This window comes from Moraxella sp. TY6, from assembly GCF_048551375.1.
In the GTDB taxonomy this organism is placed as follows: domain Bacteria; phylum Pseudomonadota; class Gammaproteobacteria; order Pseudomonadales; family Moraxellaceae; genus Faucicola.
The window spans coordinates 141,538-154,967 of the sequence record NZ_JBLYZJ010000001.1 but is presented as its reverse complement, the minus strand read 5'-3'; the positions used below and the strand labels follow the sequence as shown (position 1 = coordinate 154,967).

General features: G+C 46.1%; 10 protein-coding genes. 5 read left to right on the top strand and 5 right to left on the bottom strand.

Annotated features, from left to right (window positions below):
• Positions 1-14: 14 nt before the first annotated feature.
• The 5 genes from ACK1U4_RS00725 to ACK1U4_RS00705 all read right to left on the bottom strand — a co-directional run bounded on the left by ACK1U4_RS00725 (position 15) and on the right by ACK1U4_RS00705 (position 4,705).
• Complete coding sequence (locus tag ACK1U4_RS00725) at positions 15-1,358, bottom strand: solute carrier family 23 protein (protein WP_419399773.1); 1,344 nt, start codon at positions 1,356-1,358, stop codon at positions 15-17.
• 103 nt (positions 1,359-1,461) lie between these two features.
• Complete coding sequence (locus ACK1U4_RS00720) at positions 1,462-2,199, bottom strand: sulfate/molybdate ABC transporter ATP-binding protein (RefSeq protein ID WP_419399772.1); 738 nt, start codon at positions 2,197-2,199, stop codon at positions 1,462-1,464.
• Between the two features lie 8 nt (positions 2,200-2,207).
• A complete protein-coding gene (gene cysW, locus ACK1U4_RS00715; RefSeq protein ID WP_419399771.1) occupies positions 2,208-3,068 on the bottom strand; it encodes a sulfate ABC transporter permease subunit CysW in 861 nt (286 codons plus the stop codon).
• Positions 3,065-3,949, bottom strand: coding sequence for a sulfate ABC transporter permease subunit CysT (cysT, locus tag ACK1U4_RS00710; RefSeq protein WP_419399770.1), 885 nt, complete (start codon positions 3,947-3,949; stop codon positions 3,065-3,067). Before cysT ends, cysW begins: the two co-directional genes overlap by 4 nt.
• 267 nt (positions 3,950-4,216) lie before the next feature.
• Positions 4,217-4,705, bottom strand: coding sequence for a hypothetical protein (locus tag ACK1U4_RS00705; RefSeq protein WP_419399769.1), 489 nt, complete (start codon positions 4,703-4,705; stop codon positions 4,217-4,219).
• 387 nt (positions 4,706-5,092) lie between these two features.
• On the opposite strand from ACK1U4_RS00705, the gene ACK1U4_RS00700 reads away from it, so the two are divergent.
• From ACK1U4_RS00700 to ACK1U4_RS00680, 5 genes are all read left to right on the top strand, one after another.
• Positions 5,093-6,619 carry a TolC family protein gene (locus ACK1U4_RS00700; protein ID WP_419399768.1) on the top strand — a complete coding sequence of 509 codons (1,527 nt, stop codon included), beginning with the start codon at positions 5,093-5,095 and terminating at the stop codon, positions 6,617-6,619.
• A gap of 36 nt (positions 6,620-6,655) precedes the next feature.
• The gene (locus tag ACK1U4_RS00695) at positions 6,656-7,885 is read left to right on the top strand and encodes an efflux RND transporter periplasmic adaptor subunit (RefSeq protein WP_419399767.1); all 1,230 of its coding nucleotides are present in this window, start codon (positions 6,656-6,658) and stop codon (positions 7,883-7,885) included.
• Positions 7,886-7,894: 9 nt separating this feature from the next.
• Positions 7,895-9,256, top strand: a complete 1,362-nt coding sequence (locus tag ACK1U4_RS00690; protein WP_419399766.1) for an ABC transporter permease — start codon at positions 7,895-7,897, stop codon at positions 9,254-9,256.
• Positions 9,196-10,413, top strand: a complete 1,218-nt coding sequence (locus ACK1U4_RS00685; protein WP_419399765.1) for an ABC transporter permease — start codon at positions 9,196-9,198, stop codon at positions 10,411-10,413. Before ACK1U4_RS00690 ends, ACK1U4_RS00685 begins: the two co-directional genes overlap by 61 nt.
• Positions 10,414-10,660: 247 nt before the next feature.
• Positions 10,661-13,426, top strand: a complete 2,766-nt coding sequence (locus ACK1U4_RS00680; protein WP_419399764.1) for an AAA family ATPase — start codon at positions 10,661-10,663, stop codon at positions 13,424-13,426.
• The last annotated feature ends 4 nt before the right edge of the window (positions 13,427-13,430 follow it).

Sequence of the window (13,430 nt, the reverse complement as noted above, 5' to 3'; positions counted from 1 at the left end):
CGTAAGTCCTAATTTTAAACTTTAACTTTGCTAAACAAAAAATTTAACAAAATTGCAGTCAGTGTCGCTGTACCGATACCACCCAAATTAAATTGCCCAATATGCAAGCTAAAATCGCCCGTTCCCATAATAATCGTCACTGCACCGATAATTAGATTGGCATTTTTGCTAAAATCAATGTGATTATCAATCCAAATTTTCGCCCCTGCGATGGTAATCAAGCCAAATACGATAATCGAAGCACCGCCGAGCAATGGGCTAGGAATACTGTGAATCAACGCCCCAAACTTTGGCGATAGCCCCAACAGCACAGCCACCAGTCCTGCCACCACAAAAACCGTGGTGGAATAGACTTTTGTCACCGCCATCACACCGATATTTTCGGCATAAGTCGTCACACCTGTGCCACCCACGCTCGATGACAGCACAGTTGCCACACCGTCCGCAAAAAACGCTCGCCCCATATAAGGCGACACGCTTTGACCTGTCATCGCCTCCACCGCTTTGATATGTCCCAAATTTTCTGCCACCAAAATAAACACCACAGGGGCAATGAGAATCATGGCATTCATGTCAAAAGTCGGTGCGGTAAAACTGGGAAAGCCAACCCAAGACGCTTGAGCAATCGGTGCAAAATCAATGGCTTTACCTAAACCCAGTACGTTAGTTAGCACAAAATACGCCACATACGCCAATATCAAGCCAACCAACAGCAACAAACGGCGTAACATCCCACGCCCAAACACCGCCACGCCACTGATGCACAGCACGGTCATCAAGGCAATCCAACTATCAAATTGACTGCCTGCCACGCCTTTGATGGTGACTGGGGCAAGGTTTAAGCCGATAATCATCACAATCGCCCCTGTGACGATGGGGGGCATGAGTTTTTCAATCCATTGCACGCCTGTTTTCATCACCAACAAGCCCATCATGGCATAAATCACGCCACACGCCATGATACCGCCCAATGCCACTGATAAATTGGGATTAATGCCTGACCCTGCATAGGCAGTTGCGGTGATGACAGGGGCAATAAACGCAAAGCTTGAGCCAAGATAACTCGGCACTCGACCGCCTGTCAAAAAGAAAAACAGCACCGTACTCACGCCTGCCATCAAAATCGCCAAATTGGGGTCAAACCCCATCAGCAAGGGAGCAAGCACCGTTGCCCCAAACATAGCAAAAGCGTGCTGTAACCCTAACAACACGCTTTTATCAATGGGTAAATACTCATGGATACGCACAGGATGATGGTCAAGATGCCCATCGTATTTTTGCCATTGGGGAAACCAACCGCTGGTCGATTGCCCATCTGGTTGGCTTGGTGGTTGAGATTGTGTGGTTTGTTGATTCATGCTTGCCCCCAATAACATCAGATAACATCAGAAAAATTCGGGGTATTATAAGCGATTTGTTATGATAAGTGATATTTTTGTAACGATAATTTTTTAAGTTATGCTAAATATGATACTCAACATTATCTTGTAAAAAATTCGCCACAAAATGGCTATTTGGTTGATTAACAAGGGTTTGGTAATCGCCAACTTGCTCAATTTTACCATGATTCATTACCACGATTTCATCCGACAATTCGACCGCCTCTTCTTGGTCATGCGTCACCAAAATACTGGTCACGCCCAATTCATGGTGAATGGATTTTAGCCAACCACGCAGTTCTTTTCGCACTTTGGCATCCAACGCCCCAAACGGTTCATCGAGTAATAAAAGTTTTGGTTCAACGGCTAACGCACGAGCAAGGGCAATACGCTGACGCTGACCGCCAGAAAGTTGATGCGGATATTTTTTGGCAGTATCGGACAGTTGCACCAATGCCAGTAAGTCATTGACTTTTTTGGCAATATCCGCTTTGTTAGGGCGTTGTTTGCGTGGTAGTACGGTCAAACCAAACGCCACATTATCAAACACATTCATATGGCGAAATAACGCATAATGTTGAAACATAAAGCCAATATGACGCTGTTGCACAGGCACATCGGTGACATCATCGCCATCAAACAAAATCCGCCCTGTATCTGCCAACTCAAGCCCTGCGATAATGCGTAACAGCGTGGTTTTGCCACAGCCAGACGGCCCTAGCAAGGAAGTCAACTTGCCTGTGGGGACGGTTAAATTAATCGGTTGTAAGGCGGTAAAATTGCCGAATTGTTTGGTGACGTTTTGGATTTCGATACTCATGGTTTTTCCTAAATTTCTGCGAATTTTTTCTCTTGTCGTTTGGTCAAATATTGTTGCACCAATAGCGTTACCAACGCCAACATCGCCAGCAAACTTGACAAGGCAAAGGAGGCGGTAAAGTTATATTCGTTATAGGCAATCTCGACCAATAACGGCATGGTGTTGGTTTCGCCACGGATATGCCCAGACACCACGCTGACCGCCCCAAATTCCCCCATGGCACGGGCATTGGTGAGAATAATGCCGTACAGCAACGCCCATTTGATATTTGGCAAAGTCACTCGCCAAAACATCTGCCAACCGCTTGCCCCTAGCGTCAACGAGGCTTGCTCTTCGCTACTACCTTGCGACTGCATGAGCGGAATAATCTCACGAGCCACAAACGGAAAGGTCACAAACATGGTGGCAATTACAATGCCAGGGATAGCATAAATCACTTGAAAACCAAAATACTCAAGCCAACCGCCAAGCCAAGAATTTGCCCCAAGCAAGGTCACAAACATCAAGCCTGCCACCACAGGCGACACCGAAAATGGCAAATCGAGCAAAGTGGTGAGTAATTGTTTACCACGAAAATTAAAACGAGTGAGCAACCATGCCATTGCCACACCAATCACGGTGTTCAGTGGTACGACAATCAACGCAGTAATCAACGTCAGTTTAATCGCGTGTAATGCCTCTGGCTCGACAAGGGCTTTCCAATACAAATCCCACCCTGCTTTGAGTGCCTCATAAAACACCGCCAGCAACGGCACAACCAACATCACCACCATAAACAGCATGGCAATCCCAATCAGCGAATAACGCAACCAACTCGGCTCACGAGTGGCAGTATGACCTTGATAATCATGTTGACGAACCGTTATCATGAATGCACCCCACCCATCCGCTTGGTCAATAACCATTGCAACGCATTGATACTAAACAAAATCACAAATGAAATCAGCAACATAAATAACGCCACTGCCGATGCCCCTTGCACATCATAACTGTCCAATTTGCCAATGATAATTAAGGGTAAAATCTCAGACTTCATCGGTAAATTCCCTGCAATAAAAATCACCGAACCATATTCGCCAGTGGCACGAGCGAACATCATGCCCGCCCCCATCAACAGCGATGGATACAATTCTGGTAACACCACTTTAACAAAAGTCGTCAACCGCCCTGCCCCCAATACCGCCGATGCCTCTTCGTATTCAGTGGACATCTCAGCCAATACAGGTTGCACCGCTCGAATCACAAACGGCATACTCACCACCACCAACGCCAACCAAATGCCCAACGGCGTAAACGCAATTTTAATCCCTAATGGGGCGAACCACTGTCCAATCAAACCATTCGGAGCGTACAAGGTGGCAAGCGAAATCCCCATCACGGCAGTGGGCAACGCAAACGGCAAATCCACCAACGCATTCATCAGCGATTTGCCCCAAAACTCATACCGCACCAACACCCACGCAATCAGCGTGCCAAACACCAAATTGGTCAAAGTCGCCAATAACGATACCTTGAGCGTTAGCCCAATTGCTGACAACACACGAGGTTCATTGATAACCTGCCAAAATCCGCCCATGCCTATCTCAGAGGCGGTAAACACCAACGCCACAAATGGCAAAAATACCAATAGCGACAAGGCTAGCACGCTAATCCCCAAACTTAAATTAAAAAACGGCATGATATGGCGTTTTTTATTGGGCTTGAGCGAAGACGCTGGTAAAGAATCTGGCAGAGAAATTGGACGTGCCATTGGGGTGGATTTCCTTACTTTATATACAAAATAATTAAGCCGTCATTGTACCACCACCGTTATGCCAATTTTTATGGTGTTATAGGGTAATATTATGCACAAAAGGAATATTGAGTTGTAAAAACAAAAAAAGCCAAGAATGGCTTCTTGGCTTTGTCAAAAATGCTAATTTAAAATAGAAATAAGGGGCTGTTGTAGGGGCGTATTGCATACGCCCAAAACATTAAAAGTCTTATTTCCAATTTAATTCACTATAAAAACAAGTGATTAGCGATTTTCTGGGGTAATGCGATACCATGCGTCACGAGCGGCGTTACGAGCGTCTGCCCAAAGCATACGAGATTCGCCTTTGACTTCGTTCCATGAACGCTCTAAATCACTTTCAACATCTTCAAAGCGAGTGTTTGCGTCATAACGTGAACGGTTCGCATAACCTACCGCATAAGCAGGTTGATAGTCGTTCTCATAGGTATAATCTTTATTGTAATAGCTAGAAGTTGTATAGTTGTCATGCCAGTAGGTATCTTCGCCTGTTGGGTTGATACCTTCAGCAACTTCATGACCTGCTTTACCGCCGACTACTGCACCAATTGCACCGCCAATCAATGAACCCAATGGACCACCAATTGCACCGATAGTTGCACCCAATGCTGCACCACCCACGCCACCTGTGGCTGTACCAACTGGATGTGAACCTGCTTCACCTGTGATAGGGTCTTGATTTAAGTCAGTGTTATTTACGTTGTTATTAACCATGAGAATATTCCTTATGAATTAGAAAAACAGAATTGTTAAATTTATTAAAATATGAAATTAGTATAAATGACTTTTTTTGAAGTCAAAGTTATAGTAACCCTTTAAATTTCAGATAAATAGGCGGTTTTTGTGTATTTGTTTATCGCTTGATAGGGCTTTGGTAAACCTGTGTAAACCACAAATACGCTGACTAAAGCAATGATTTCTTTGCGTTTAACAGGTCACACTTTTCAAGCCCCAACAGCTTGACGAGTGGTCAGATACTCCCTACAATTAAACCAAATTTTCGCAGGTTTATTTATAAGAAAAATGACAAAATTCACCGCTACAGCTTCCCCTATTGTTACCCAAATTTTGCTTGCACCTGTCTGTTATATGACTTGTTGTATGTCTGCTTTTGCTCAAGACTTACCCAATATTGAGCCTGTCAATTCCCAAATCACACAGCCCATTGCGATTTCCCTTGACCAAACCGCAGTCGACCAAACAGCGATTGACCCAACGCCAAATACCAATCATAACGCACCAACGATGCCAAGCTATTTGTCGCTTGACGAAGCCCAACAGTATTTTTTGCAGGTATCGCCCAAAGTCACTGCCGACCAGTTAGCCATCGTCAGCCGTGAAAAAATGGCTACCACCACCAAAAACCTCAATAAACCTGTGGTATATGTCGGAGCAAGTGCCACCCATCTGCACCTTGATAGGGACATTGACACCACTCGCCTTAAAGACGAGCTTGCTAATGGCGTGAATGATGGTTTGGGCAATTTGCCCATTCCTTTGCCCCTACCCAATCCATTGCCGATTGATTTGGGTAGCGTGATAACCAATCCCATTCCAGATAGTTATAATTTGGATGTCAAAAGCAACCATGTTGGGGCGAATATTACCGCACTTTGGTCGGTTTATAATGGCGGAAAAACCCAAGCCATTACTGATTTACTCAATCAACGCACCGAAGAAAGCCGTGCCGATGCCAATTTGTCGCTGGATGAGCAATACACCAGTCTGACCAAACGCTACTTTAACACCCAAATGGCACTGATGGCACTGTATCTGCGAAGCGATGCCCTCAACGCCATTCGTCAAGCTGACCACGCCGCCCAACGAGCGTTGGACGTGGGGCTGATTGCCAAAGTCGAACGCCTTGAAGCCAAAAACGCCCTTGCCAATGCCGAATACGAAAATAGCAAAGCCCAAAACGATGCGATGCTTGCCATGCAAGCCCTGCAAAGTCTGCTTCGTAGTGACCACGCCGTCAAGCCGACCACGCCTTTATTTATCAATACCAAACCGTTACCGCCTTTGGCATATTTTCAAGATGTAGCACGTCAACATCACCCTGCATTTGCCAAAGTCACTGCCAAATACCAACAAGCCAAAGCCCTGCACGACTTTAGCCAATCCAACTATAAACCCAATGTGATGGTATTTGGTCGCCAACAACTGGCAAGCGATGACCAAAGTTTTATCGCTGGGGTGTCTGCCAATTGGAAATTATGGGGCGGTATTGACCGAGAAGCTAGTAACCAGTCGAGTTTGGCACAAATGCAACAAGCAGAATTTAGCCAAATCGAAATGGCGGATAATATCAATTTATTGGTACAAAAAAACTGGCAAGCCCTTAAAAACGCCCAACAAAATTACCTTAGCCTAAACAACAATATCGCCCTAGCCAGCGAAATGCTACGCTTTCGGCGATTGGGCTTTAAGGAAGGGGTCAACACGCCACTGGAAGTCATGCAAGCTGAGGTTAATCTTGAAAAAGCCAAAACCGAACAAGCTCGTGCGGTGAATGACTATGTGCAAGCCCTTGCCGACTTGATGCAAAGCTGTGGCACGCCTTTGGCATTTAATGATTATGCCCAACAAGCAGACGTGCGTTTGGCTTCACCTTTTGCAAAATCTTAGAACTTACAACCCCTTTAATTAACCACACGGCTGACTATGAGCAATTCCGACACCCCCAACCCTACCCCCAACCGTTTGGACGAGGCAAATATTGATGCCTTGCTCACCGATAAACCAACATCCGATACAACGTCAGCCACGCCTCCTTTATTAGAAAAACAACGCTTAGAAAAACCGTCCGAACCGCCTGTTTCTCAATCTATTGACCCACAATCCGCTCAACCGCAACAAGCCGTCAATAAAAAATCTGGCTTAATTCGTAAAATCGTGCTGAGTTTGATTATTTTGGGCTTGATTGGCTTTGTGGTATGGGGTTTATGGCAAGACAAACAAACCCAAAAAGTCGCTCCCATCAGCCTGCAAGGACATATTGAAGTCCAACAAACCCCCATCGCCTCAAAAGTTGCAGGACGAATTAGTAAAATTCATATCAAAGAAGGCGATGTCATTCAAGTTGGGCAAAAACTGATAGACATGGATAGCCCAGAAATCACTGCTCGACTGGAGCAAGCCCAAGCAGGCAAACAAATGGCTCAAAGCCAACTCGATAAAGCCAAACATGGGGCAAGACCGCAAGAAGTCGAAATGGCAAAATACCAATGGCAAGCCGCCCAATCCGCCGCCGACCTTGCCAAAGTCACTTATGAACGTATCAACCGCCTTGCCAGTGAGGGCTTGATGTCGCAACAAAAACGAGATGAAGCCTACACCAACTATATCGCCAGTCGTGACAAAGCCAGCATGGCAAAAGCCCAATATGACATGGCAGAAGTAGGGGCAAGACAAGAAGACATTGACACCGCTACTGCTCAAGTGACCCAAGTTGATGCCAAAATCAAAGAAGCCCAAGTCGCCCAACAAGAAGCCAATCTCGCCAGCCCCATCACAGGTACGGTGGATAATATCATTGCCAAAGTTGGCTCGGTGGTGGGGCAAGGCGTACCGCTATTGACCGTGATTGACCCCAATGACCAATGGGTCGTGCTAAACGTCACCGAAAATAACCTTGGGCATTTTGCAGTAGGTAGCCAGTTTACCGCCCAAGTCCCTGCCCTTAGCACTGCTAGTCAGTCCTACCAACAGGTATTCAAAGTGTATGCCGTGTCGGTGCTGTCCGACTTTGCCACGTGGCGACCCACCAACGCCCAAGATGGTTTTGATATGCGAACTTTTGAAGTCAAGGCTCGTCCGACCCATAGCGATGGCAAATTGCGTCAAGGCATGAGCGTGTTGGTCAATTTGCCTGCCACAACTGCCAATAAATAATCAGCCACCATGACCAGCACTCCTTCATCCTCATCGCAAAAAAATGCCTTATTAGCGTTTTGGCAAGCGTTTTATTATAGTGCCAAGCGAGAATGGCAATTTTTAATGGCAAAGCCGTTTGATTTTGCGATGATTTTTTGGCTACCTTTTATCACCACTTTTTTAGTATGGTGGATTTTTAGCCGAGGGATGATTACCGATATTCCGATTGGCATCGTGGATAATAGCCACTCGCCACAATCAGCGACCTTGATTCGCTATATTGACAGCACCCCTGATGTGGCAGTGACCCAACAATTTTGGGACACCGCTTCGGCACAGCACGCCATTCAACGAGGGCAAGTGTATGGCGTTGTTGAAATTCCCAGTGATTTTGCCACCCAACTTTTGACCGCACAACCCACTCGTATTTTACTCAATGTCAATGCCCAATACGGCACGCATTCTGGCATGATACAAAAAGGCGTACAATCAGCGGTGCTGACCTACAGTGCAGGGGCAAAAATTCAAGGGCGAATCGCCAAAGGGCAAGACAGCGAGCAAACCAAAGCCACATTTAATCCGATTCAAACGCAAATGGTAGGATTGTTTAACCGTGCCAATAATTATCAACAGTTTTTGGCAGTCACCGTAATTCCTGCTTTGTTACATATTTTGGCGATGGTGATTGGGGCTTCGACTTTAGGGCGAGAAATCCGAGATAAAACCATTGATGACTGGTATCAGTGCCTATTGGGTAATGGCTTGTTAAATAATGGCTTATTGGGCAATGATTTGTTAGGCAATAACTTAGGTAATAACTTGACCAACACAACATCACCAACGCCTACAACGCCCCCACTAACCCACCCAGATATCCTCATGCCTAAGCCCAACTTTTGGTTATTGATGGCAGGGTTAAACGGCAAGTTTATTTGGCAAATGTTGGCTTATACGTTATGGGGAGCGGTGTTATTGACCTTAGCCATGCAGTTGCACCCCATCAGTCTAGGGGCGTGGCTAGTGACCTATACTGGTTTTTTGTTGTTGATGATGTTGTCGTTTTGGCTTGGGCTGATTGTGACGCTTGGCACGTTTTCTTACCGCCAAGGGCTGTCGATGACGGCATTTATCGCCGCCCCTTCGTTTGCGTTTTCTGGGGTGACCTTTCCCTATATTGCCATGAGCGATGGGGCAAAAAAATGGGCGGATTGCCTGCCTTTGACCCATTATTTACGCATTCAAATTCCCCAGTTAGAAATGTCCGCCCCACCTAGCCTAGCGATACCGATTGTATTGGGCTTTATGGTGGCGGTGGCATTGGCGATGTTATGGGCGATTGCATTGACACGGCGAGCCTTGGCAACGCCTCACCGTTGGGGGCAACGCTAATGGCAGAGCAAATGGCACAACATAATCCAACACAAAAAACGACTTTTATCGGTCAATTTTTACAAACCTTTAAGCTCATCGCCCAAGATAAGGGCGTGTTGATGATGCTGGTATTTGCACCGATTTTATATGGCTTTTTTTACCCTTGGCCCTACCGCAATGAAGTGGTGCATAAAATTCCTGTGGCGATTATTGACGAAGACCATTCGGTGATTGCCCAAAAAATCATCAGCTTTGCCGATGCCAGCCCTCGCATTGCCCCTCGGGTGGTCAGCGATGAAAACCAAGCCAAACAGCTACTTTGGCAAGAGCAAATCGCAGGCTATATGGTGATACCGTCTGGACTTGCCCAACACGTCCAATCCGCCCAAACCGCCAAAGTCAGTATCATGGGCAACGCCAGTTATTTTTTGTTAAATAAACAAGTACAAACAGGCTTTTCGGAAGTGGTCGGCACGGTGTCGGCAGGCATTGACATCCAAAAAAATGTCGCTCAAGGCAGTTATGCAACGCTCGCTAGCCAAAATACCGCCCCTGTGAGTTTGCTGATTAATCCCTTATATAACACCACTGAAGGCTATGGCAGTTATATTGTGCCTGCGGTGTCGATTTTGATTTTACAACAAATGTTCTTAATGGGGACTGCGATGTTGGTCGGCACATGGGCAGAACAACGCACCCATCACGCCCCCTTTAAGACATGGCTGGCTCGTATTTTGGCGATTTCAGGCATTGGTTTTATCCTTGGTTGTTTTTATTATGGCGTGGTATTTCGGCTGAATGACTACCCTCGCAACCAAAACCTACTCGGCTCATTGGGGCTATTGGCATTATTTTTCCCCACCGTGGTGACGGCAGGCTGTGTGATTGGATTGTGGTTTAAAGAGCGTGAACGAGCCATGCAATTACTGGTGGTCAGCTCAATGCCAATGATGTTTTTGTCTGGCGTTCCGTACCCTGCCCATAATTTGCCAGAATTTTTGCAATACGCTCGTTGGCTACTGCCTAGCACCCCTGCGATGAATGCCTCGGTGCTACTCAATCAAATGGGAGCAAGCCTTGCCGATGTGCGTCCTTATTTGGGCGGATTGGCGGTAATTTTGGCAAGTAATTTATTGATTTTATTATGGTTAGGGGATAAAAGGGATAAAACTTAAAATGCTAGGATTTACGCATTCAACCAATTTGTAGGTTGGGTAGAGCTTGTAATACCCAACAATTTGCATGGTTTATGTTGGGTGTCATTTTTTGTAAAGAGGGGGTTTGGGGAGATTTAACGAATATTGTTCAATAAATAGCCAATCAAACCGCCTCAATGCCAAAATAGATTGATTTTTCCTATTATTAGCTCCATTATGGTATTATTCTATAAACACGTCTCATTGAGTAAGTGTATTCAAAACTATGAAAACAACCCCAACAGCGACCCCCATTTCACCCCCTACGCCCAAAAAAACAACTAATAACACCTCTACTACCCCTGTAGCTCCCACTGCACCTATGCCAAAAACGAGTCAATCTATTAAACAAATCAAACCAACCAAACCAAAAAACAGCCATCAGCCTGTCCCTCGCAAGCTTTCAGCCAATCTTGTCCCCTTGTCTGCCAATCAGCTTAAACGTATTAGCGACCCCAAACAACTGCCCAAAGATAGCAACCTCTGTGAGGCTGTCCCCTTAGATTTTGGGCAACAACGTGCCGTACAAGCCTTGACCACCGCCCTTGATATCAAAGCCAATGGCTATCATGTATTTGGGGCTGGTGAAAATGGACTGGGTAAACGCACCTTGGTCAACCGTTTGCTCAAGCAACACGCCAGCAACCGCCCCACGCCCAATGATTGGGTGTATGTGCATAATTTTGTTGATGCTCGCCAGCCCATCGCCCTCACTTTGCCTGCAGGGATGGGGCAACGTTTGGCAGATGATATGAAACAATTTTGGCTAACCACCAAAAAGCTACTCAATCAACGCTTTCGCAGTGAGCATTACCAAAGCAAAGTCGAAGCCATCAAAAACGAAATCAGCCAACGAGAAGAACAAGCCTTTAATGCCCTGCATGAAGAAGGTAAACAATACTCATTGGCATTGACCTTGCGACCGTCAGATAATAAGCCAATTTTTGTTGAATCAAAATTTGAGGATTTGGAAAACCTCGCTGATGCGACCCTTGAGCCTGTGTCTGCCAATGATAGCCAAGCCTTATTGCATTCATTGCGTCCGCTAGCGGTCACCGCCAAAAAACAAGCCACTGCCTCATCACAACAGTCGCAAGCGTCATCTCATACACCGCATCCACAATCAAAAGTGATTGGAGATACCGAATCGCATGACGTACATGAAGGGCATAGCCATGCCTTGTCAGATAGCACCAGTGCGGTGGCAAATTATCAAAATAAAAACCACATGCAAAAGCGTCTAAGCCTTGTCACCATTGCCTTAGAAAAAATTGAGGATGAAGCCAATCATACCTTGCAAGCCTTGCACCAATCCTTGACCAAACGCACGCTAAAACCGCTGATTTCACCGTTGTATGAAACTTATGCCGATTTACCAGAGGTGATGACGTATTTACAGCAAGTCCATGATGACGTGGTCAAACATATCGAACGCATTATCAATGAAGATGACGAGGAATTTTTGCCCAGTCATTTTTCGCCTGTGCCTGCTCGCTACTTTGTCAATGTCATGGCAACCCATCAGCCGAACACAGGGCTACCAATTGTGTTTGAGGATTTGCCAACGCATTTGAATTTACTCGGTCATGTTGAGCAAATCACCCATCTTGGTACGATTTCCACCGATGTCAGTCTGATTCGTGCTGGCTCATTGCACCGTGCCAATGGCGGTTTTTTAATCCTTGAAGCCAACAGCTTGCTCGAATATCCCTATGCGTGGCAAGGGTTAAAACGTGCATTACAAAGCCGTCAAATCAAAATGTCAAGCCTTGAGCAAATGCTGACGCTCACAGGCAGTATCAGCCTTGAGCCACAAGCGATTGGACTGGATGTCAAAGTGATTTTGCTGGGTGAGCCTGATTTATATTATGACTTGCTCGATTTTGAGCCAGAATTTAATGCGGTATTCAAAATCCGAGCCGATTTCCATGACCGTGTTGACCGCACACTTGACAACGAAATCGCCATGGTCAATAAAATCGCCGATATGGTCAACAAATACGAGCTATTGACCTTTGACAATACCGCCTTTGCCAGTTTGCTTGACTATTTGAGCGAACAAGCCGAAGACCAAAACGAACTCAGCCTACACAGTGACCGACTGGCTCAAGTCTTGCTCGAAGCCAACCGCCACGCCTTGCTACAGCCGACTGCTGTCGTGACCGACCAACATGTCAAACACGCTATCAAGGATATCCAATACCGCTCTGGTTATCTGCGTCAGCTATTTTGGCAAGAACTCGAAAAAGGTCAACAGCTTATCAGCACCACAGGTGAAGCGGTGGGGCAAGTCAACGCCTTGACCGTGATTAGCTATGCGGATAGTGAATTTGGGATGCCTGCTCGACTCACCGCCAGTGTCCATGCTAGTAACGGTCATGCCGATATCATTGATATTGAGCGTGATGTGGACTTGGGTGGCTCAATTCATGCCAAAGGCGTGCTAATTATGAGTAGCTACTTGCGAGCGTTATTTGCCGAAGAAAATGAACTAAACTTCACGGCTTCACTTGCCTTTGAGCAAAGTTATGGCGGTATTGATGGCGATAGTGCCACCATTGCCGAAACCTGTGCCTTGCTCTCCGCCCTTGCCCAAGTGCCAATCAAACAAAGCCTTGCGGTCACTGGCTCAATGAACCAATTTGGGCAAGTACAAGCCGTGGGCGGTATCAATGCCAAAATTGCAGGGTTTTATGATGCCTGTGTCGAACAAGGCTTGACAGGTAAAGACCAGCAAAACGTGCAAGGGGTCATCATGCCCAAAGCCAACTTGACCCAACTCATGCTTCGCCAAGATATTGTCGAGAGTGTCAAAAAAGGCGAGTTTACCATCTATGCCGTAGAACACGTCAATGAAGCATTGGCATTACTGACTGGCGTGGCGATTGATGACACCACCAAAAAAGGACGCTACAAAAAAGCCACCTTATACGGTCAAATTGAACGTAGATTGGAAGTGTGGGCAGAAAAACACCATGAGGAAAAGGAATAAGCGA